The following is a 22,689-nucleotide window of genomic DNA, read 5'->3' as shown; positions in this document are numbered from 1 at the left end:
TTCAGTTATACTATAGGGCATACACCGCTTTCAAGACTCACGGCCACCTATCATGCTGAAAAGCTATTTCAAACTTGCTTATCGGGCTTTGCTCAAAAACAAAGTTGCAACGGGTATTAATCTGTTTGGCCTGTCAATCACACTGGGATGTGGGATTCTTGCGTATCTGTTTGTCTTTTCAGAACTACAGCGCGACACCTTTCACGAAAAAGCTGATCGAATCTTTCTTGTAGAACATACAGCGGACGTGAACGGAGTGATCGAAACTTGGGGCAAATCGCCGGCTCCGCTTGGGCCGGCACTACGCGATGAACAAGCGCTGGTAAATGACGCCGTCCGAGTTGCCGAAGCGCAAGTGTTGGTTATCACTGAGGATTTCCACTTCTCCGAGTTCGCCCGGTTTGTTGATCCCTCTTTTCTGTCGATGTTCTCTTTCCCCATGCAGGCCGGTAACGAGGATGCCCTACACGCAGCGGATGGCATCGTCATTACACCGGAAATGGCTGCCAAATACTTCCCGACAGGGGAAGCATTCGGACAGTTGCTCTATCTCAGTATTGATGGCGCGCCAGAACAGGCATTTACCGTGCGTGGTGTTGTAGAAAAACTTCCCCCCAATACCAGCCTTGGCTTTTCGTTGCTGCTACCGATTAACGTACTGGAAAAAGCGGATACCGATTTCAACAGCTGGACAAACCTGGTTCGCGCAACATTTGTTGAGCTTGCTACGCCGGCAGTGGGCGCCTCCGTTACCCCAAGCCTGAAAACTTATGCGGCTGCACAACAAAGCGCAGCCCCGCTCGAACACCAGATCCAACAGTTCTACCTGAAGAACCTGAAAGACATTTCGCACAATAAAACGGATGTCAAATATACCATCGCATACCAGGTTAACTGGGGTCCTATTATTGTGTTATCCACCATCACCCTGTTTTTATTCTTGTTGGCTTGCTTCAACTACATGAATATCACGCTGGGCGCCATGCACACGCGGATGCAGGAAATTGGGATTCGAAAGGTTATGGGCGGCCAGCAACGGCAACTCATATTTCAGTTTTTGTCTGAGAACATCTTGCTATGTAGTCTTGCGCTGGTGATTGGCGTATTGGTAGCGCGGAGCTTTTTAATTCCCGGTTTCACGTATATCACCAATGGACTCGACCTCAGCTTCAACCTGTTGACCCGGCCCGATTTATGGATTTACCTGGGATGCCTCGTTGTGGCGCTGGGCTTTGTATCAGGCCTTTACCCTGCGTTTTACATATCAGCATTCAAGCCGGTAACCATTTTTTCCGGCCGGCTGCAAATGGGCGGTCCGAAGCGCATCATGTTGACGCTGCTGGGTCTACAGTTTGTACTTGCCCTGATCACGATGGTCGTCAGCGTAGGCCTCACGCTAAACAAAAACTATTTACAACATACGGATTGGGGGTACGACAACGCAGACACAATCGTCCTCCATACAGGGCCAGAATCTTATGGCACCATGCTCCAGGCTGCAAGCGCCTTACCTGGCGTTACAGCCGTAGCCGGCGCAAATAACCATATTGGTGCATATCCCCTGCACGAAGTAAACCTGCAGCTTACAGAGACTTCCCATACTGCCTTCGAATTCGAAGTGGCGCCAACCTATTTTGATGTAGTGCGCCCCAAACTAATTGCCGGCACATATCCTGCCGGTCCGGCTGACGTGGTGATCAATGCATCCATGGCCGAACTCCTTGGTACATATACTGCTGTTGATCAGCTTGTTGTGCTGGACAGTACGTCGTACCGGGTAGCGGGTGTTGTACAAGACTTTTACTTCCAGAACTTCTCACATGCCATCGAACCGGCCTACCTTCGCACAACTGATAGTGACGGGTTCATTTTTCTAGCGGTACGCACACAACCAAAAGCTACGCAAGCGATTACCAATCAACTCTCGGCCATCTGGCGGGAAAACTTCCCCGAAACTACGTTTAGCTCATTTTATCAGGATCAGGCATTTGCTGGCTACTTCGCTGAATCGGGCCGCATCAACAACATCTTTTATTTTGCCGCCTTGTTTGCCCTCATCCTGTCGTGCGCCGGACTCTTCGGCCTGGCAGCACAGCAGGTTTCGAGCCGCATGAAAGAAATGAGCATCCGCAAAATCCTCGGCGCATCGGTTGGGCAGATTGTCAAGTTGACCAACCGGCGGTTTGCCGTCTTGCTAATGATTGCCGGCGTACTGGCAGCACCCGTTGGTTTCGTCATCCTCAAGCTCATGCTCGACCAGTTTGCCCTCGAGCACATGCCACTTGGCCCGGCACCGTTCATGATTGCCTTTGGCCTTGTTGTCCTCCTGGCCGGCCTCACACTGCTGTCACAAGTATTCCGCCTAAGCAAAGCCAACCCGGCCGATTTACTGCGCAACGTGTGAGGCGTGTCGAGTCTCACATGATTATCCCTCCACTCTCCAAACTCAACACTCCAAACTCAACACTCCTCTCTCCTAACTCCCTACTTAAACACATCAAACAAGTAGGTATACTTGAGCGTCAAGCTGCGAATTTGCAAATCTCCAAACCCGTAAAGGATACCATCGTCGTCCGCCAGATCGAGTGCACTGGCCTGGTTGAATACCACAAACAAGCCTGTATTTGCAGATTGCAGCCAGCCAAACCGCAGGTTGAAGGACCAAATTTCAGCCAGATCATTGTACTGCGCCAACCCTTGCAAAAAGATGCGGGGCGTAAACGAGTAGCTCAAACGCGTCCGCAACAGGTTGCTTGTAAAGTCGCCATTGTCGAGAAAGACATTGCTGCGTTGCAGGGTTACCTGACCGTTGAATTTTTCGCCGCCACGGAAATTCAAGTTTGAAGAAGAGGTAATACGCCGGCCTCCAAAAAAGCCACCAATAAATGAACGAATACTGTAGCTGACGTCTTTTCGCGGATCCGTGATCAGCACAAGCTGTGCTTCGGCCCAATCGTAGGTGTCAGATGGAATTTCAACACCGCCCAGTGAGAACGTATTCCGTACGCCTTCTTTACGGAAGTTAACACCCGTATGCACTTCGAAGCCACTCATCCATTCCCAGTGCGTGTCAACGTGCACAAAGTTCGTTTCATGGAATCCATCAGCATAGCCCCAATAGCTGCGATAGGCAATGTGCGGGCGGATTTCGAGTAAATTCCAGTAATCTTTTACGCGAATTGTGTTGAAAATCAAGGTACTCAACTTGCGAAAGCTCTGCCTTGCCATAAAGCCTACTTCCGGATTGAAATTGTCTGCAATTTCTGCATACTGGAAAGTCATCAGCAATGACTCGGTACTTCGGCGGGCCGAGATGTCATAAGCGTACTGCCGACCATCGAGATGTGGCGAGAAGGTACGCGCTACGTATGCATTGATCTCTGTATTGTCACCAATGCCTAACTGTCCGTCAACACCAATCAGGCGGTTGTATGGAATATCAAGACTGAGATCGCTATCGCCCTCTCGATTCACAAACATAGCACCAACCGAAGAGCGGTTCTTCAGCTGCTGCTCTACACGCGCTACGGCGAAATTATTGGACGCTGTGATACCACCGATTTTTTCGGTTTGCATGTTCAGCAGGCCAATACTCGTGTTGTTGCCCACGTTGCCTGATACACGGGCACCCCCAATAATCGGCACCGTTTCTCCGTTAGGTCCGATCCCGATGCGCCGGCTGAAAAACAGCTCTACGTCGCTTCCCGTCCGTATACTGCCATCTGATTTTATCGAAAACAAGCCGGCATTTTCCAGGAAGAACGGGCGTTTTTCAGGAAAGAACAGGTTAAACCGATCAAGGTTAACCTGCTCATCATCCACTTCTACCTGCGCGAAGTCGGTGTTGTAAGTCAGGTCCAGTGCCATGCTGGGGGTGAGGCTGTATTTCACATCTACACCAAAGTCGCCTGTTTCCCCGCCTGCGTCGCCAACACGGTCAATGCTGGTCTGCCCGAGCGCATAAGGCATGATTTTCAGGTTGCGCGTATCAGGCACTTCCAGGCCGTCGAGGGTGCCGGCCATGGAGACTTTGTACAGGTTGAACTGCCGGGGCAACTTTGACCAGAATACCACTTCGTTGTTGTGGCGGATATTGCGTTGGAAGTTAACACCCCAGCTTTGGAGGTCTTTGTTTGGAAACCTCAGCGTCCGGAATGGAATGGTGAACTCGGCACTCCAGCCATAATCTCCAATTTTCGATGCGACCTCCCATGATCCATCCCAGTTCACATTCAGTCCGCCTCCTGAGCCGCTCGTCTGGCCGGCAAACCCAAAAACACCAGCACCTTCGTTGGTTACCTGTGCATCGTATTCGATGCCGGCTGGACTTGTACCAAACACGAAACCACTCTGGGTATCTTTGTAGGTATCCAGGATAAACTGAAAGCTGTCTATGCCATTGAGCGCGCCATCGCGGACAGCATCAGAAACGATGATTTTGTCGGGGTCTGCAGTATAACAAACAACGCCAAGATGAAAGGCATTTTCTGTAAAAACCACGCGCACTACGGTTCTCTCTGTGGCAGGTGCACCTTCCAGCGGTGTCGTTTGCCAGAAGGATTCGACGGGCTCAGCTGCCTGCCAGACCGGATCATTGAGGATGTCGCCGTCGAGTGCCGGCGCTTCGGTAACGCGCACAGCCCGGGCCTGTGGCGTTATACCCACATTCTCAGATGACTCTCCTGGCGCGGTTGGCTGCGCATAGAGCGGGGTAACACACATCCATGCGATACACAATACGAAGAGCAGAAAGGGTCTACGAAAATTGCTGAGGTGAGCTACAGCCACGGTGTTCTCCTGTACTTGGTGGTGAGTATAGAAAAATATAGCCCAGTCCTTACTCAAATGGTACTGTTAGAAGGATTTTCGTCGTCACACATTAAACAACTCAAAACCCGTGCATAACAGAAAACCCTTCGGCTGTGTGCAGGGAGTCTATCACGCTTTTCATGCGAAGGCCCACAAGTGTCTCCTCTTCTGAGACAGCAAGGATATCTTCATAATGTTTGTGGAGCAGTGAATCTGCACGAAGGGGCTTGTTTTGCAAACCAAAGGCCCGCGCGAGCATAAAAACTGGCCCCAGGTGCCTGGTTGGAATGCGGCCCTCATCACTGGCAAGTGCAGCGGTTATTTCATACAGCATCTGCTCTGCTTCATCAATACGCCCGTCTTTCATATAAAATGAAGCCTTCAGCGAACGAGCTGTGCTAACTATGAGATAGTCTTTGCCAAACTGTTTGGACAACTCGGCTATGGCACCATCCAAAACAAGATATGCTTCCGCCATTTTATCCTGAGCACCCAGCAATTTGGCCAGTTCGATTTCCATAATGCGAGGCTGGTAATTGTCAGTACCAAAGATCGCTCGAATACGTCCTAAAGATTTTTTGAGTACCTGTTCGGCTTGCGCATAATCGCCGGCCAAGCGATATGCTTTCTGCAAGTATCCTTCTGCCTGGGCCAACCCAAATGCGCGTTCTCGATCTTCGTATGCTTCTTGCGAGGTCTCATCCAGATTTTGCCAATAGCTAATGCTTTTGTTGAGCAATGCAATGGCTTTTTCTGTCTGACCATTTTCGGCAAGCGCTACAGCATAACTATTTTGTTTATCCACAAAATCATCGTACGCTACATCTGGTAAGTCTTTGATCAGTTCATAGGCTTGTTCGTAATGAAACAACTTTTCTGCGTTGTCCCGGCGCAGTGTAAAATACAACGAGGCGAGGTACGTGTGAGCCTGCGACAACCTATATTGTAAAACTTCAGTTGTTGGCTCCACACGGGTGATCACATCAGCGTATAGGGACTCTGCAACAGCTGATTCGCCTGCATAGCGCTGTAAGGAAGCCATCTCAAACGTGCGTTTAATTACGTCAGGATTGGTATAGTCCTGCGTTCTTCCCCAAAGGGCCAGCGCCTCCTGCGCCGTTGCTTTCACGGATTCCTTATCGCCTATTGCATGCAAGTGCACGCCAAGATATAGCAGTGTATTTGCTATGTTTTCTTCTTTGTCTCCAAGCCGGCGTTGTGTAGCCAGCGCCTCTTCATAAAGCCTGCGGGCCTCTTCTTTCCAGCCGGGAGTCCCGAGTGTCCGGAGCACTGAGGAAAGCAGCATTTTGTTTTGGACAGTCTCCAGGCTTTCGTGCCCCTGCTGTGCGATTGACATAGCCAATGCCTCCTCCAGCAATTGTCTTCCATCCTCAAAAAAGCTCATACTGAGGTGGGTACGTCCCAATACCTGCAACAACATGGCCTGCACTTCCGGGTTAGCGCTGAAATCAGACTTAACCCGATCGACTCCCGATTTTAACAACTCTTGTGCAGTCACTGGCTCATCGCTATTCCCCAATGTGGCACGTGTTGACTCAAGATACTTTCCAGAAAGTCTGCCACAGCAACTGCTTTCTCAGCCTCACGTTGGCTTCGGTCGCGTTCTGCAGCCAACCGGTTTGCCTGCACGCCCAGCACAATACTGAACACTGCAAGACAGAGAATAAATAAGCCCAAACCAGCTACAGCAAACCGGTGCCGACGGATAAATTTGTTGAATACATACCCGAGCGAACCGGCACGTGATTTCACAGGTAAACGCGCCAGATACCGTTCGAGGTCTTCGCGAATGGCCTGTACCGTGGCGTAGCGCGCTGAAGATTCTTTTTGCAACGCTTTCAGCAAAATTGCTTCGACATCACCTTTCAGCGTGCGCTGCAAACGAGGCATTGAAAGACCACGGTTTGCAGCTATTTGAGGCACGGGATGCAGGTTCAAAGCTGGCAAATCGAGGGCCCGGAGCGGTCGCGCCGGCTCATTTATGCAAATCGCCTGCACCACTTCCTGCATCGATCGCCGATCAAACTGGTAGGGCCGGCAACCCACGAGCATTTCGTACAGAATGACGCCCAGTGCATAAACGTCAGTAGCTGTTGTAATGACTTCAGCCCGCACTTGCTCTGGAGAGGCATATTCGGGTGTCATTGCCTTAAAGCCAGTTTCCGTGAGTGGCTCCGGCGCCTCCATTTCGCCGTCCGCAATCAGCTTTGCTATGCCGAAATCCAGCAGCTTTACATCCCCAGCCGGCGTTACCAATATATTGCCCGGCTTCAGGTCACGATGTACGATAAGATTCTGATGCGCATACTGAACCGCCTCACACACTTTCACAAACAAACGGATGCGGGCATCCACGGAAAGACGCTGTGCATCGCAATACATCAACAATGGCTGTCCGTCGATGTATTCCATCACGAAGTACGGGTCTCCAGCTGTACTCAATCCACCGTCAAGGAGCCTGGCAATATTGGGGTGCTGCAATTGCGCCAGAATCTGCCGTTCCTGCAGAAAACGCTGAGAAATGCCGGCGGTATCTAACCCGCCCTTGACCACCTTAAGGGCTACTTGCTGACTAAACTGTCCGTCTCTGCGCTCTGCGAGATATACTTTCCCCATCCCGCCACGCCCAATTTCCCGTACCACTTGATACGCACCATAGGTTCGAGCCGCTTCAGGCTGCATGTCGTGCATTAAGGCAACAGCGCTCGACGCATCCATTTCGTCGAGGAATCCATGCTGTTCATCGTGGGCCGCCAGTAATGAGTCTAGCTCTTCGCGTAGCGTAGTATCCGCTACACAAGCGTCATCGAGGAAAGCGGCCCTTTTATCGGTAGGCAGTTCGAGTGCCTTCAGAAACAACTGCTCTACAGCCTGCCACTGCTCGCGGCTTGGTGCCTTGTTGTGTGCTGGGTCCTGCATGGGTCGGGAAGGATAGAGAAATTATGCTTTAAGCCGGCGATGGAGCCAGGCCCGCGCCAGCTTCCAGTCATTGGTTGCCGTGCGGGACGAAATCTGCAGGATATCAGCCGTCTCTTCGACGCCGAGTCCGCCGAAGAAGCGGTATTCTACCACCCTGGCCTGGCGCGGGCTAAAAGCAGCGAGTTCGTTGAGTGCGTCGTCAAGGTCGAGTAAATTGCCGGCGAACGCATTGATACCAATCTCTACATCGTCCAGCTTGACCTTCTGTATCCCTTCTCCCCTTTTCTTCGAATTCCGTTTGCGGGCCTGGTCGACAAGGACGCGCCGCATGGCGCTGGCTGCAGCAGAGAAAAAGTAGGCCTTGCCTTTTTTCGAAACCTGGGAATCGTCTACGAGCCGCATGTAAGCTTCGTGAACGAGGTCGGTGGTGTGTAATGTACGCTGCCCCTGCTCACGGGCGAGTTGCCTGTGCGCCATTTCACGCAACTCCTCATAAATAAACGGCAGTAATTCATCTACCGAAGGCCCCTTTTCATCCTCACGGCAGCTCAAAAGAGCAGCAACGGTGGTCCGGGCAGCCTCATTAGAAGACATACAACGATCCTTTCTGATTGATCAAGCCCATCTAATATGCAACATCTCTTCCCAAGATGCCATGTACCAACAGGGAATTGTCGCTAATCCAAAAGGACCAGTTGCAGGCTATCTTTAAGCTGCCGGCGCAGGGATATAATCTGCTTCAACGCGCCCATCTACCAGTTCTATGATGCGGTTGCCGTAACCGGCTAACTCTGCATTGTGGGTTACCTGAATAATGGTCACGCCCTCTTCGTTTAATTTCTTGAGGGTTTCCATAATCTCTTCCGCCTGCTTGGAGTGCAAGTTGCCCGTAGGCTCATCTGCGAGGATCAATTGGGGCTTGATGATCAAGGCGCGTGCAATGGCAACGAGTTGCTGCTGCCCGCCTGAAAGCTGGCTGGGAAACAGGTCTTTCTTTGCTACCATATTGAACCGGTCGAGTAGTTCAGCCACCATGCTCTTGCGTTCGCTGCCTTTGATTTTTTTATAGAGCAGCGGCGTTTCCAGGTTCTCGTACACAGTGAGGTCATCAATCAGGTGGTAAGCCTGAAACACAAATCCAATGTGTTCACGGTGCAATGCTGTACGCTTTTTCTCGCTCAGCTTATGCACGGGCTCATCGTTAAACAGGTATTCTCCGGTAGAAGGCTCATCCAACATACCAAGAATATGCAACAAGGTAGACTTGCCGGCACCTGAAGGGCCCATGATGCTGACAAACGACCCTTGCTCGATTTCCAGGTTTATGTTGCGCAGGATAAAATGCCGGGAAAACCCCTGCATGTATGACTTGGTTAACTCTTTTATTTTCAACATGTTAAACCTCTCATTTCACAACTTTTACAGCGCTTACTCGCCGGCGGATTTTTCTGCCCGTTGCTTGAACATCACCGGGATGACCTGTTCATCTGGAATCCCGATTTGTACAAGCTCCCAGTTTGGATCGTAGGCCTGGATGAGGATGCGTAGCTGATCCACACGTGAAGCATCAACCTTGCTTTCGGTCAGATCAAAAGCCTCAACCCTGTAGCGCAGCTCCTGGTTTTTACCTTTGACGCGGATTTCCACCTCAACGGTCTCATCAACTTCCAATTCGGGCAAATTTACGCATATTTCTTTCATATCAATCGTGTCTTGACCAAATGAAACGGCCTCACGCAAAGGCTGCTATGATTGCCGTAAAGATTCTACCGGGTTTGCAATAGCAGCCCTTACACTCTGATAACCTACCGTGGCAATGGCAATCAGTGCAGCCAGCACGCCGGCCAGTAAGAAAATCCATATCCCAAGGTCTATGTGATACACAAACGACGCGAGCCACGCATCCATCACAAAGTAGGTAAGCGGCGCTGCCACGATAAAAGCTATCCCCACGAGTTTCAGGTAATCTTCCGTCAACATCGACACCAAATTCCGAACACTTGCCCCCAGGATTTTTCTGATGCTGATTTCTTTGCTGCGCTGTACGGTAGTATAGGCAGCCAGGCCAAACAGCCCCAAACAGGCAACGAGTACAGCCAATCCTGAAAAGACCAGGAAGAGATGTCCGAGTCGCTGTTCCTCTCGGTACATCGAGGCTATTTCTTCATCGAGAAAGGCATATTGAAACGGGAAATCAGGAATGTGTTTATTCCAGAGGGCTTCTACTGCCACCAGGCTGGCTCTCACTTCATTCGACGTCAATTGAACGGTAACAAACGTCGTGGCCGTGTCTAGCTCCAGAATAAGCGGGCGGACCAGCTGTTTGAGGTCGTGAATATGGAAGTCTGATACAACACCTATGATTTCCAGCTGCACGTCATTTCGCGTAAAGGTTTTGCCTACCGGGTCGTCGAGTCCCAGCGCTTTCGCAGCAGATGTGTTGATCAGCACAGCCGTAGCTGCATCCGAGCCAAATGCTGTTGAAAAATTGCGGCCTTGCTGAATCGGGATATCAAACGTCTCCAAAAAGTTGTGATCGACCCAAATGTGATCAAAAACGACATACTCGTCTGGGTCTCCGCTTGCCCCTTCAAAAGCAGAACGGGTATAAAAGGAAATAGCTGAAGGATGGCCCGGCAAACCGGAGCTCAGCGAAACGCGCTTCACGCCGGCTGTAGCCTCCAGCTCTTCTTTTAGCGCTGTCGCATTGGCATTTAACCGGTTGCGCGTTTTGAGGATCAGCCGCTGCTCTTGCGCAAATCCGAGGCGTTCACTGGTAACAAAATTGAGCTGATGGTAAATCGTGACGGTTGCAGCAATAAATGCAATCGATACCACAAACTGGAACACCACCAGCCCTTTCCGAAAACTTACCCCACTCTGCTTGTAATCAAAGCCCTTGATGATGCGGATAGGCCTGAGCCCCGACAACAAAAAGGCTGGATAGCTGCCGGCCAGCAGCACAATGGCAACCGTGCCAAGCCCTATTGCCAAAAGGAAGGAAGGGTTTACCCAGTCAAATACAAATTCCCTGTCGAGCAGCCCGTAAAAGAAGGGTAGCGCCAGGTTGGAAAGCAAAATACCAAGTCCGAGTGCCAGGATGACAAACACAAACGATTCAGCAATAAATTGTGCAATTAATTGGCTCCGGCCGGCGCCGACTACTTTCCTCACCCCTACCTCCATCGCTCTGGCTGATGCACGCGCCGTAGCCAGATTAGCATAGTTGATACAGGCAAGAATAATGACCAGAAGAGCGGTAAGAGAAAACAGATAGACAACCTGGATATCTCCCTGTACAGCAATTTCTGTGGTCGGGTCATTGTTGCTATACAGGTGGATGTCGAGTAGCGGGGTCCCTGAGAGCCGCCGGCCATTCTCCAACCACGCCAGTTGGGACCGCTCGTGCAACCCCTGCACTTTCTCTATAAATGCCGCGGGAGAAGCACCGCGCTTCAAGCGCACGTACGTGTACACTTGCTGGCTGTTCATGTCCTCATACAATGCATCAAGGGTAGCCAGCGAGCCCAAAAAATGCACAGAGAAATGCGAGTTTGAAGGCAAGGCTTCGATAATACCAACAACTTCGAAGGTATGTACGCTCCCCTCCCACTTATCAGATACGTCAATGGTTTGCCCCACAGGATCTACGCCAGCAAAATATTTTCGCACCATTTCTTGGGTAAGCATCACCGTACCCGGACGATCCAATGCTTCTACATCACCTCGCAAGACGCGCAGGTCAAATACATCAAATACATTGGCATCTGCATAGTGGAAATTCGACTCGTAAAATCGCTTTGTTTCAAAGCTTACCAGCGGCTCATCTTCTGAACCAATTCGCGTAACCGTTTTTATCTCCGGGTATGTGTCTTGCAGAAAATCAGCCAGGTCTCGCGGCGTGTAAGCCCATTGCCGAATGCCCTGCTCAGCCTGAACAAGGTTCTCCACCCGCACAATATCTGCTGCGTGGGTATGAAAACGATCAAAACTTTTTTCAAACTGAACGTACCGCAGGATAATCAGGCACAGTGCAATACCAATCGATAAGCCCAGGATATTGATCAGGGCGTATCCTTTATACCGATACAGGTTACGAAATGCGATGCGAAGATAATTACGAAACATGGCTCACAACGGTGATAAATGGAGAATGTTATTGTTACCGGGGTTAATCGCGCTTTAGTGCTTCTACCGGGTTGGTATTGGCAGCGCGAAGCGACTGCGCGCCAACCGTGAGGGACGCGATTATGAGCGCAAGTGCGCCGGCGCCTACAAAGAGCCACCACGGCACACCGATCCGGTAAGGAAAGGCCTCTAGCCACGACTGCATGGCAAAGTAAGCAGCCGGCGTAGCCAGGCAGACGGCTATCAGCACAAGCTGCGTAAAGTCTTTTGACAACAACAAAATCACAGATTGCGTTGATGCGCCAAGCACTTTGCGTATTCCAATTTCTTTGGTGCGATAGGCAACGGTGTAGGCAGCAAGCCCAAATAGTCCGAGGCACGCGATCAGCAATGCCAGCACGGTGAAGACAAAAAAGACACGACCAAACCGTTCTTCAGCGCGATACTGGGCATCAAAGGTTTCATCCAAAAATTCGTAAGTAAAAGGCCGGCTTGGTACCATCTGCTGCCATACGCCCTGCAACGCCGCCACTGTTTGTGAAATGTTCTCTGGTGCGATGCGCACGGAAAAGAGGGACTGGTTATCCCGATCAATCCGCAAGGCCATCGGCGTAACGCTGGTTTGCAAGGCGAAGTGGTGAATATCGCGGACTACGCCCACAACACGGCCAGCATTACCCCAGAAGCTTGCTTCAAGCCCAAGGGCATCTTCGGGAGAAGACAGGCCCAGTTGGGCAACAGCTGTTTCATTCAAGAGGAGCGCCGCCGTAGAATCTGAAGCGATCTGGCTATTGAAATCACGGCCGGCAACCATTTCCATTTGGTACAAGTCAACAAACGGGAAATCTACCATGTACAGTCCAACGCTTATATCCTGCGAAACGCCATCCGCGAGTTGCACCGCACCGCCACTTGCTGGCAAGCCACGACCAGGTACCGTTTGCGATGTTGAAACGGCCAGTACCCCCGGCTGCCGGCGCATTTCAGATTTAATGGCAGGCAGTTGTTGCTGTACCTCATCATCTCCCTGAAAATCCAGGACAAGCACCTGCTCTTTTTCGAAGCCTAGCTGCTGGCCTTTCATAAATTGCAGTTGGTAGTACACCACGCCCGTCGCCACGATCAGCGCAATCGAGATTGCAAATTGGAATACAACGAGCGATTTACGCAAGCCCTCCCCCCTACGCCAGTTCCCCATTTTGCCTTTCAACACACCCATGGGCTCAAACCCAGACAATACCAGCGCGGGATAACTGCCGGCAAGCAAGGTTACAATGCCTACCATTGCAAATAGCACGAGTAAATTGCGGCCATCAAGCAATGCTTGTATCCCGAGGGATTTGCCAGCAAGATCATTAAAGGCCCCCATGCTCAAGCCAGCCAACCCGACAGCCAATGCCGTAGCCAGTAACGTAGTAAAAAGCGCCTCTAGCAAAAACTGTAAAACCAGCTGTTGACGGGCTGCCCCAAGAGACTTCCTTACCCCTACTTCTCGTGCGCGCCGCATGGCCCTCGCCGTGGCGAGGTTCATGAAATTGATACACGCAATCAGCAGAATAAAGCCGGCAATAAACCCAAACACATACAGATTGGTCAGGCTGCCCCGCGTTCCCAGCCCGTCGCGTTCAGAGGTCAAATAAATCGTAGATAAGGGTTCAAGGTACAGGTCAACCCATCGGTTGGCGCCTCGCATCATTTCGCCGGCGCGGCGCTCAACAAGGCCAGCAATTTTTGCTTCAACCTGTGGTGCAGTGGTGCCCTCGCCGAGCAACACGTACGTCTGTACAAAAGTAGACAGCCATTCGCTGAACATCCACGAAGGCGCATCTGCAGTGTCCAGCGTGGCCATGGAAATAATGCCTTCAAATGTGAAGTGTGATTGCGCCGGCGGTGCAGCTACAATGCCGGTGACGGTCAATTGACGGTCGTTGCTAAACTGTAACACTTCTCCAATAGGATCAGCACGGCCAAAGTATTTTTCAGCCATCATTTCCGTAAGCACAATACTGCCGGGCGCTGACAACACCTCTTCAGGCGCACCCCGAAGCAGTTCAAAACTGAAAACAGAAAACACAGCCGGGTCTGATACAATAAGCCGCGTTTCGTTGAACTGCCGGTCTCCGTAGCTCATGATGCCCCCGGTGCCCAGCAATCGTACAGCATCACTGATTTCGGGGATTTCTTCTTTTAGCAGCGGCGCCAGCATGCCCTGCGTATACCCCTGCTCGCGCTTGACGCCGTTTGTTGTGTAATCGATCACAACACGGTGAATCTGCGGGCCATTTTCGTGATAAGAATCGTATCCGAGTTCATCTTGCAGGTAAAGCGTAATTAAGATGCAGCAGGCCAATCCAACCGCCAGCCCAAACAGGTTGATAAGTGCAAGCCCGGGTTGCATCCGCAGGCTCCGCAATGCGCTTTTGAAATAACTCTTGAGCATGTGCAGCTTTTTGGTTTTATAGCTTGAATAAGGACAAAAAGGCGAATACCTATTCGTATCGCAGTGCTGAAACAGGATTTGCCCGGGCCGTTCTGATACTTTGAAAGCTGATCGTGAGCAAGGCGATGCCCAGCGTGAGCAAACCGATGCCGGCAAAAACAATGAGGCTCAAATCGATCTGGTAGGAGAAAGCCCCAAGCCACCACTCCAGTGCGAAAAAGGCCAGGGGCCACGCAAGTACGTTTGCAAGGACAACAAGCACCGCAAACTCACGAGAAAGCAGTTGCACCAATCCGGGCACAGAAGCGCCGAGCACTTTGCGGATTCCGATTTCTTTGGTGCGTTTGGACATGGTGATTGAGGTCAGTCCGAGTAAACCCAGGCATGCGATGAAAATGGCAATCCAGGACGCATAGCGCATGGCACGTGCCCATCTTTCTTCAGCCTGGTACTGGGCATCGATGGCTTCATCGAGGAAGTAGTAGTCAAAAGGATAACCGGGCTGCAATTCGCCCCATGCAGCCCGCAACGCGTCGATACTGGCCGGCACATCGTGTGGTGCAATGCGGGCCAGCAAGAAATTGATTTTGTAATTGCCAGCTTGCTGATGGAAGAATACCGGCTTGATTTGCTGGTGCAGGCTTTCAAAATGGAAGTCTTCCATAACCCCGAGAATAACAGGATTGTCGATACCAACCAGGTCAACTGGCACCACTTGTCCGACGGGATTATCCATAGCAAACACCCGGGCAAACGCTTCATTGACCAGAATGCCGGCCTGGGCATCGGTAGGTTTCGATGCGTCGAAGTTGCGGCCAGTTGCGACGGGTATTTCCATTACATCCACAAAAGCATTGTCAACCCGGTAGGTGTAGAGAATCTGCTGCCGTCCGTCTTCGAGGGTTTTCATGGTTGCTGAATTGCCATCAGCAAATGCATTGGAGGTGCCGACAATTGCGTGGACCGTTGGATGTCCATTCATATGTGCCTGAAACCGTTCAAGCAGCTGCGCGCCGGCTTGTGGCTGATTTGATGGTGCTGAAACGGGCAACACAACAAGCTGCTCTTGCTCGAAGCCAAGGCTTGCATTGCGCATGAACGCTTGCTGCTGGCTCACAAACACCGTCCCGATCAGAAACATGATGGTGCAGGCAAACTGTAACACAACAAGTGACCGGGTAAAGAAATTGGCCCCGCCAAATTTGTATTTGCCTCCAAAAGCCGCCATAGAACCAACGCCGGCCAGCATGATCGCGGGATAGGCGCCGGCGAAGAAAGCCGTTGTACATGTGACAAAGAGAAACGTACCCGCCACAAGCGGCCCATCAACAAATGCGACGGAAAGTGCACTACCCGTTAAATTGTTGAAATGTGGCAACGCGATATACACGAGGATCCCGCCTATGGCAGCAGCAATTGCGCTGAGTAATAACGCTTCAAAGCTAAACTGCAAAACAAGCTGCTTTCTCGCCGCGCCGATGACCTTGCGCACCCCCACTTCCTTAAGCCGACTCGAAGCCTGTCCAATCGACAAATTCATAAAGTTAAAACAGGCAATCAACAGCACAAGGCCAGCAATAACTGAGAGGATGTAGACATACGACGGGTTGGTACCCGATGAAATCCCGTGCCCGCCCAGACCCGTCCCGGCGAGGTGGTGTTTTGCCAGTGGGGAAAGGAGAAACGCATAGTCTGTCAGTGCAGCCTCTTCCTCCCGAATCCGCTCCCCACTGTACTTATCGAGCAGGGAGAGCAATTGCTGGCTAACCGCCGCGGTGTCCGCATCTGCCCGCAATTGAATAAACCCGGTCACCCCATAACTCGCCCATGATTCTTCATCTGCAGGGTCTTTCAGTTCATACCGCTGAGAAAAGGGAAGCAGCATGTCAAAATCGATGGACGAGTTTTCGGGGACGGGTGCGGTTACCCCAACCACCGTATAGGCCTGAAAGCCTTCATTGAGTTGCAAAGAAAGGGTCTGCCCTATCGGGTTCGTTTCGCCAAAATATTTCTTTGCAAGCGCCGGCGAAAGCATCACTTCATGTGGCTTATCAAAAACACGCGACCCCGAGAGCAATGGAAACGAGAACACATCAAAAAACGAAGGATCTACGTACGATGCCTGCTCCTCGTACAACTCGGTATCTTGTGCAATGAGCACTTCACTGGCCCAAACCCTGGTGCCATCAACGATGTCCGGGATCTCTTCAATTGCCGCCGGCACCATCGGATCTGGGACAACAGTAAACTGGATGGTTTTGGCAAAACGCGACGTCACCCGGTAGATATCATCTATATCATCGTGAAATTTGTCGTACGTGACCTCGTTATGCAGAAACAGCATGGCAAGCATGGCACAGGCAATGCCCATACCGAGCCCAACGATGTTGATGCCTGTCTGTCCGGGATGCCGGCGCAGGTTTCGGAAAGCTACTTTGAGGTAATTCTTGAGCATGGTGTTGATCTGTTTAAAGCCATTTGATGCGTATCACCGGGTACCCATATGCCCTACTCATAGCGTAGTGCATTAACCGGATTGACACGCGCTGCACGAAACGCCTGGTAGCCAACCGTGAACCATGCGATACAGAGTACAAGCAGGCCGGCTGTAAGGAATAGCCAGATCGAAAGAGGCGCTTTGTATGCAAAATTCTGTAGCCACTGCTGCGTGATTGCAAAGGCAATTGGCGCTGCAATGCCAAACCCAAGCACAACCAGCCAGGAAAACTCTTTGGTCAGGAGCACCATGACCTGCCAAACACTCGCGCCCATCACTTTGCGGATGCCTACTTCTTTCCGCCGCTGCGCCGTGGTGAAAGCAGCTAGCCCAAACAGGCCCAGACAGGCGATAAAAATGGCAAGCATTGCAGAGAGGAAAAACACGCGGCTTGTTTGCTGCTCACTGCGATAGAGCGCGCCGATTTCGTCATCAAGGAATGTGTAATTGAATGGCCTGTCAGGCAACATGGCGGCCCAGACTTCAGCCACCCGCTCCATTGCTTCTGAAGTATTGCCAGCGGCAAGCCGCACCAGCATGTAGTTGCAGCCTGAAGGCTCATAAAAATAAGCCAGGGGCTGAATTTTCTCGTGGAGCGAAAGGAAGTGATAGTCTGCAATGACGCCCCGGACGGCACCCATACGGTTTCCAGACAGCGCAATCCGCCTGCCGATGGCTTCTTCGGGTGTCCAGCCGGCTTCTGCTACAGCCGCCTCATTCAGGAGATATTGGTACGTACCGGAAGTGATGGAATCGGCAGTCATTGGAAGAAAGTCCTGGCCGGCAACCAGCCGAAGTCCCAGTGTTTCAACCACATGCGGATCTGAAGGCACCCCACCGATATCAGGCAGTGTGTTACTGTCTTCAAATACGCCGGCTGCCCAAAACCCGTAGCCGCCTTCCTGGTACCCTGGAATGTGATTGATGGCAGCCACGCTCTCAATCTGCGTTTCCTGCAACAGGGCACCCCGAATCGATGGATAGGATTCTTCAATGGCATTCCCGAGTCCCATCGGCAAAACAACAAGTTGCTCTTTGTTGAACCCCAGGTCTTTGTCCTGTATGTAGCGCAATTGCTGGTAAATGACCGCGGTACCTACAATCAGCACCACTGATACAGAGAATTGAAAAACCACAAGTGAGCGCCGCAGCCCGCTTCCGCCCGTTCCGGCTTGCGATGTCGTTTTGAATATATGCCCGGGCTCGTACGATGAGAGCATAAACGCCGGGTACGCTCCACCGGCAATGCCAACAAGCAATAATATGCCGGCCATACTCACCCAAAGCATGGGATCAGCAAAGTAGTTCAAGTCCAGCGTTTTGCCAGTGATGTCGTTGAAAAAGGGCAGTGCGAGTTCAGCTATCAATACAGCCAAACCCAAGGCAAGCAAGGTTGTTAGCGCCGATTCGCTCAGAAACTGGTTTATCAGCTGCAACCGCTCTGCGCCAGCTACCTTGCGCACCCCGACTTCCCGCGCGCGCCGAGCCCCACGAGCAGTTGCCAGGTTAATGTAGTTCACGCAGGCAATCAGCAAAATCATCAATGCAATGGCAGACAACAGGTACAGATAAATCGACCGTCCTTCAAAATCGAGATGTATCCCTATCAGCGGAAACAGCGACAGGCTGTAGTCATCATCAACCAATCCACTTATCCGTGCTTCCTCTACAAGGTTAGCCATTTTTGCAGATACAGCTGATGCAGCGCCGGCATTAACCAGTTTTGCATAGGTAAAGAAGTTGGCAGAATCCCAAATCTCCCGATCTGCCCATCCGGTTGTATTGAATGATGCCATCAAACCAAACTGGACGTGAGACTGACTCGGGAGATCTGCCATTACAGCGGTTATTTCAAATGGGGTCCGCCGCTGACCGATTTCCAGGGTCTGGCCGATCGGGTTCTCATCCCCAAAGTATTTGGCTGCCAGGGTCTGTGAGATAACCAGGGTTCGGGGCCGGCTGAGAGCATCAGATGGACTCCCTACCACAAGGGGTAGCGAAAACACATCAAACACGGTTGAATCCGCATAGAAGAAGCTCGATTCGAGCGCTTGCATGGTCCCGCGTCGTACAACGGGGGGCTGGAATCGCCCGACGTCATACAGCCGCGTTACGGCTTCCACTTCAGGGACACTACGCTTCAAAACGGGCGCAATGGCTGTCGGTGTCACTTCCTGGTCTTCCCCGACATGCACACGATAAATGCGTTCAGCATCCACATGAAAATCATCGTACCCCGCCTCATCGCGGACATATGCCAGAATGAGCAAGACACACGCAATACCAACCGCCAGGCCGCCTATATTGATGGAGGTATATCCCAGGTTGCGCCGCAGATTGCGACCGGCGATTTTGAAATAGTTCTTTAGCATAGCGGGTGGGTTTAAGTACAGGATGGTCCTTCACTACCGTGTCATGAGATCCCGGATCAGGTTCGGGATAGGTGCTGGCTGTTTTTTATTATTGGACAGCGCCTAGTTGAGGGCGTATTTTTCGCGCATGAAGTTCTCGCTCACGACGTGTCCGTCAAACAAGTGAATCACGCGGTGGCTATACTCAGCGTCTGCTGGCGAGTGCGTTACCATGATGATTGTTGTGCCGGCTTCGTTGAGCTCAGTCAGCAGCTTCATCACTTCCTGTCCATGCGCCGAATCCAGGTTACCCGTAGGTTCGTCAGCAAGGATCAACTTGGGCATGGCTACCACAGCCCGCGCTATGGCAACACGCTGCTGCTGTCCACCTGAGAGTTGTTGCGGGAAGTGCTTGCGGCGGTGCATCATTCCTACCCGGTCTAGCGCCGCGTGTACTTTCTCTTCGCGCTCCTTGGCATTCACGCCGATATAGAGCAGTGGCAGTTCTACGTTTTCAAAAACCGACAGCTCGTCGATCAGGTTGAAGCTTTGGAAGACAAACCCGATGCTGCCTTTGCGGAGGCCGGCGCGTTGCCGCTCTGTAAAGCCGGCAACTTCTTCGCCGAAGAAATGGTAGGCGCCGCCGGAAGGATTGTCGAGCAGGCCAAGAATGTTCAGCAAAGTAGACTTGCCGCACCCGGAGGGTCCCATGATTGATACAAACTCTCCGGCCTGGATTTCGATATCTACGCCGCCCAGGGCTGAGGTCTCAATGTCTTCCGTGCGGTATACTTTGGTCAGGTTCTTAGTGCGAATCATAACGTTAGGTTCTATTCAGAATAAGTTCAGAGGAACGTGGCTTTGGGTGTGTGCACCTTACTCCTGGAGCACCAGGCGGTCCACGTTGCCAAACGTATCGTAAGAAGATGTAACGACGCGCTCTCCTTGCTGCAAGCCAGAAAGCACTTCATAAAACTGCGGGTTTTGCCGGCCCAACTGGATATCGCGTCGCGTGGCCTCGCCATTTTCAACAACAAAAATCCAGTTGCCACCCGTTTGCTGGAAGAATCCGCCTTTGGGCACCAGCAGCGCCTCGGTCAGGTCACCCAGTTCCAATCGGATGCGAAGGGTCTGCCCTCGGCGAATGCCGGCCGGGCTTTCATCGGTAAATTCCATGTCGACTTCAAAACGCCCATTTTGCACTTCCGGGTAAACTTTCCGGATCTGCAAGGCATAGTCTGACGACGCGAGGGTGAAAGACCCCATTTGTCCTGTGTTGATGCGGGTCAGGTAATGTTCATCAATGGGCACATTGACCCGAAAGCCATCGAGTTTGTCTATTTGCCCGATGCGCCGGCTGACGCCAATGGCTTCCCCTACTTCCACATCAAAAGAGGTAAGTTGGCCGGCAATCGGCGCGCGAACCACGAGGTTTTCCAGGTTCGCCCGCACCACATCAAGGTTGCGTTGCAACCGCTCAACCGAAGATTCCAGTGAGCTTACCTGTACAAGCCGCATCAGGGAATCCTGCTTGTGTGAAGCCAGGGTAAGCGTTCTGCGCTGTTTCTGATATTCCAGTTCATCAGCCACTTCATGGTAATCGTTGTCTGAAATCAGCTCTTTGCTAAATAGCTCTTCATTACGCGCGTGCTGCCGCTGCAGGCGGGTGATCTGGTAATTGATCTCCACAATCTGCTGGCGGAGGTTGAGCGTATTTTGCTCCATGGAGAGGCGTGCCTCCCGCAAGAAGTTCATCGTCTCATAAAACTGCGCTTCCCTGTTCAGCAGATCCAGTTGCAAATCGTTGTTGGTGAGCTTTACGATTGGGTCACCTGCTTCAAGCATCGCGCCCTCTTCGACAAAGATCTCTTGCACCCGTCCACCTTCCGCAGCATCGAGGAAAACTGTCCGCAACGGCTCCACTACACCAGTCACGGCGATAAACTCCTGGAAATCGTCTTGCGCGATGGTGCTGATGGTCAGCTTGTCTTGTTCAACACGTAACTTACGTCCACCTTGTTGCGTCCAGAGTCCATATGCGACCATGGCGACAAAAAGAACGGCGCCAACGATGAGTCCGATCTTTTGGGGCGGCCACTTCGGCTTTTCTACGACGCGATCCATCCCGGAACCGCTCGTCGTGAATGACGACTTGTGGTTTGTGTCTCCGAGGCCTGGTTTGAGGTCTGACTGTTGCATCTTGTATTTGCCTGATGGGGCTATGATTACTTACCGTTACTTTCTATTCCAAAAGCAGTGCCAATATTTTCAAACCTATTAAAAACAACAACTTAAGCCAAATAAATAAACCCAAAGACATTGCGCTGGTGTTCGGATACGATTCAGCTTGTGTTCGTTATCGAACACCTCTATCTTACAGCAACAAATTCAAAGCATCTGGTGGTTTAATATGAAGCATGGGAGCGTATTGGTCATCGATGATGATCCCGACATTCTGCAAGCAGCCCGATTGCTGCTCAAGCAACACGTTGCGCAGGTAGATACCCAGGAGAACCCCGCGGCCCTGCCGGCCCTGCTCCAGCAGACTTCGTATGACGTCATACTGCTCGATATGAACTTTGCCCGCGGCAACAACACCGGCCTCGAGGGACTCCACTGGCTAAATGAAATCATCAAAATTGACCCGGCCATTTCGGTCATCCTGATTACCGCTTTTGGCGACGTCGAAACCGCCGTAAATGCCATCAAGGAGGGGGCAACGGATTTCATCCTTAAACCGTGGCAAAATGAGCGCTTGATTACCACGGTCAAAAATGCCATTCGGCTGCGTTCCTCAAAAAAAGAAATGACCCAGTTGCGCCGGCAAAAGCGGCACCTGAGCGAAGCAATGGACTCGCCCTACCAGGTTTTTCTCGGGGAGTCTGCCGGCATGCGTAAAGTGTTCGAAACGATCGGCAAAGTGGCACCTACCGACGCCAATGTGCTGGTACTTGGCGAGAACGGTACAGGTAAAGAATTGGTATCCCGCGCAATTCACCGCGCCTCGCAGCGTGCAGAGCAGGTCTTTGTCACGGTCGACCTGGGTGCAGTCAGTGAAACGCTTTTTGAGAGCGAGTTATTTGGGCATGTGAAAGGGGCTTTTACGGATGCCCGCGAAGACCGCGCCGGACGCTTCGAAACAGCACACAAAGGCTCACTATTCCTCGACGAAATCGGTAACCTCTCGTTGCCCTTGCAGGCCAAGCTCCTCTCGGCCCTCCAGCATCGAAAAATTACTCGGGTCGGCTCAAATAAACACCGCCCAATTGATGTCCGCCTGATTTGTGCAACCAACATGCCGCTCTATGAGATGTCGGCTGAGAACAAGTTCAGGCAAGACCTTCTCTACCGGATCAACACCGTCGAAATCAAGCTGCCACCGCTGCGCGAACGGCAAGACGATCTGCCGCTGCTGTGTGATCATTTTTTAAAATTATATGGGCGGAAATACAAAAAAGGGCAGATGAAACTGGGGCCGGGTACCATCAAGAAGCTGGCTGCCTATCCCTGGCCGGGTAATGTGC

14 protein-coding genes are annotated in these 22,689 nt (G+C 51.7%); 2 read left to right on the top strand and 12 right to left on the bottom strand.

The window, feature by feature from the left end; all coding sequences use genetic code 11:
- The first annotated feature begins 52 nt into the window (after window positions 1-52).
- The gene (locus tag AAF564_01160) at window positions 53-2,404 is read left to right on the top strand and encodes an ABC transporter permease (GenBank protein ID MEM8484119.1); all 2,352 of its coding nucleotides are present in this window, start codon (window positions 53-55) and stop codon (window positions 2,402-2,404) included.
- Window positions 2,405-2,484: 80 nt separating this feature from the next.
- On the opposite strand, the gene AAF564_01155 is transcribed toward AAF564_01160, so the two are convergent.
- The 12 genes from AAF564_01155 to AAF564_01100 form a co-directional block, all read right to left on the bottom strand.
- The gene (locus tag AAF564_01155) at window positions 2,485-4,788 is read right to left on the bottom strand and encodes a DUF5916 domain-containing protein (GenBank protein MEM8484118.1); all 2,304 of its coding nucleotides are present in this window, start codon (window positions 4,786-4,788) and stop codon (window positions 2,485-2,487) included.
- 100 nt (window positions 4,789-4,888) lie between these two features.
- Window positions 4,889-6,328 (bottom strand): hypothetical protein, encoded by a 1,440-nt coding sequence (locus AAF564_01150; protein MEM8484117.1) that lies wholly within the window; start codon window positions 6,326-6,328, stop codon window positions 4,889-4,891.
- Complete coding sequence (locus tag AAF564_01145) at window positions 6,325-7,749, bottom strand: serine/threonine-protein kinase (GenBank protein MEM8484116.1); 1,425 nt, start codon at window positions 7,747-7,749, stop codon at window positions 6,325-6,327. The genes AAF564_01150 and AAF564_01145 overlap by 4 nt, the downstream gene beginning before the upstream one ends.
- Before the next feature lie 21 nt (window positions 7,750-7,770).
- Window positions 7,771-8,343 carry an ECF-type sigma factor gene (locus AAF564_01140; protein MEM8484115.1) on the bottom strand — a complete coding sequence of 191 codons (573 nt, stop codon included), beginning with the start codon at window positions 8,341-8,343 and terminating at the stop codon, window positions 7,771-7,773.
- Window positions 8,344-8,457: 114 nt separating this feature from the next.
- On the bottom strand, window positions 8,458-9,144 hold the full coding sequence (locus AAF564_01135) for an ABC transporter ATP-binding protein (protein MEM8484114.1): 687 nt from the start codon (window positions 9,142-9,144) through the stop codon (window positions 8,458-8,460).
- 33 nt (window positions 9,145-9,177) lie between these two features.
- A complete protein-coding gene (locus AAF564_01130; protein ID MEM8484113.1) occupies window positions 9,178-9,450 on the bottom strand; it encodes a hypothetical protein in 273 nt (90 codons plus the stop codon).
- A gap of 45 nt (window positions 9,451-9,495) precedes the next feature.
- Window positions 9,496-11,877, bottom strand: coding sequence for an ABC transporter permease (locus AAF564_01125; protein MEM8484112.1), 2,382 nt, complete (start codon window positions 11,875-11,877; stop codon window positions 9,496-9,498).
- Window positions 11,878-11,920: 43 nt separating this feature from the next.
- Complete coding sequence (locus AAF564_01120) at window positions 11,921-14,317, bottom strand: ABC transporter permease (GenBank protein MEM8484111.1); 2,397 nt, start codon at window positions 14,315-14,317, stop codon at window positions 11,921-11,923.
- A gap of 49 nt (window positions 14,318-14,366) precedes the next feature.
- Window positions 14,367-16,772 carry an ABC transporter permease gene (locus AAF564_01115; GenBank protein ID MEM8484110.1) on the bottom strand — a complete coding sequence of 802 codons (2,406 nt, stop codon included), beginning with the start codon at window positions 16,770-16,772 and terminating at the stop codon, window positions 14,367-14,369.
- A gap of 53 nt (window positions 16,773-16,825) precedes the next feature.
- A complete protein-coding gene (locus AAF564_01110) occupies window positions 16,826-19,186 on the bottom strand; it encodes an ABC transporter permease (GenBank protein ID MEM8484109.1) in 2,361 nt (786 codons plus the stop codon).
- A 102-nt stretch (window positions 19,187-19,288) separates the two neighbouring features.
- Window positions 19,289-19,984 (bottom strand): ABC transporter ATP-binding protein, encoded by a 696-nt coding sequence (locus AAF564_01105; protein MEM8484108.1) that lies wholly within the window; start codon window positions 19,982-19,984, stop codon window positions 19,289-19,291.
- A 57-nt stretch (window positions 19,985-20,041) separates the two neighbouring features.
- Complete coding sequence (locus tag AAF564_01100; GenBank protein MEM8484107.1) at window positions 20,042-21,364, bottom strand: efflux RND transporter periplasmic adaptor subunit; 1,323 nt, start codon at window positions 21,362-21,364, stop codon at window positions 20,042-20,044.
- Window positions 21,365-21,575: 211 nt separating this feature from the next.
- On the opposite strand from AAF564_01100, the gene AAF564_01095 reads away from it, so the two are divergent.
- The coding region (locus AAF564_01095; protein MEM8484106.1) for a sigma-54 dependent transcriptional regulator at window positions 21,576-22,689 on the top strand (1,114 nt) is incomplete at its 3' end.

Source organism: Bacteroidota bacterium (assembly GCA_039111535.1).
In the GTDB taxonomy this organism is placed as follows: domain Bacteria; phylum Bacteroidota; class Rhodothermia; order Rhodothermales; family JAHQVL01; genus JBCCIM01.
Note: the sequence above shows the minus strand (reverse complement) of the source record. Positions and strands in the feature narration are given on the sequence as shown.

Coding starts and splice junctions, on each gene's coding strand:
- AAF564_01160 (MEM8484119.1), top strand. CDS start 53: ATGCTGAAAAGCTATTTCAAACTTGCTTATCGGGCTTTGCTCAAAAAC.
- AAF564_01145 (MEM8484116.1), bottom strand. CDS start 7,749: ATGCAGGACCCAGCACACAACAAGGCACCAAGCCGCGAGCAGTGGCAG.
- AAF564_01140 (MEM8484115.1), bottom strand. CDS start 8,343: ATGTCTTCTAATGAGGCTGCCCGGACCACCGTTGCTGCTCTTTTGAGC.
- AAF564_01135 (MEM8484114.1), bottom strand. CDS start 9,144: ATGTTGAAAATAAAAGAGTTAACCAAGTCATACATGCAGGGGTTTTCC.
- AAF564_01130 (MEM8484113.1), bottom strand. CDS start 9,450: ATGAAAGAAATATGCGTAAATTTGCCCGAATTGGAAGTTGATGAGACC.
- AAF564_01125 (MEM8484112.1), bottom strand. CDS start 11,877: ATGTTTCGTAATTATCTTCGCATCGCATTTCGTAACCTGTATCGGTAT.
- AAF564_01120 (MEM8484111.1), bottom strand. CDS start 14,317: ATGCTCAAGAGTTATTTCAAAAGCGCATTGCGGAGCCTGCGGATGCAA.
- AAF564_01115 (MEM8484110.1), bottom strand. CDS start 16,772: ATGCTCAAGAATTACCTCAAAGTAGCTTTCCGAAACCTGCGCCGGCAT.
- AAF564_01110 (MEM8484109.1), bottom strand. CDS start 19,186: ATGCTAAAGAACTATTTCAAAATCGCCGGTCGCAATCTGCGGCGCAAC.
- AAF564_01105 (MEM8484108.1), bottom strand. CDS start 19,984: ATGATTCGCACTAAGAACCTGACCAAAGTATACCGCACGGAAGACATT.
- AAF564_01100 (MEM8484107.1), bottom strand. CDS start 21,364: ATGCAACAGTCAGACCTCAAACCAGGCCTCGGAGACACAAACCACAAG.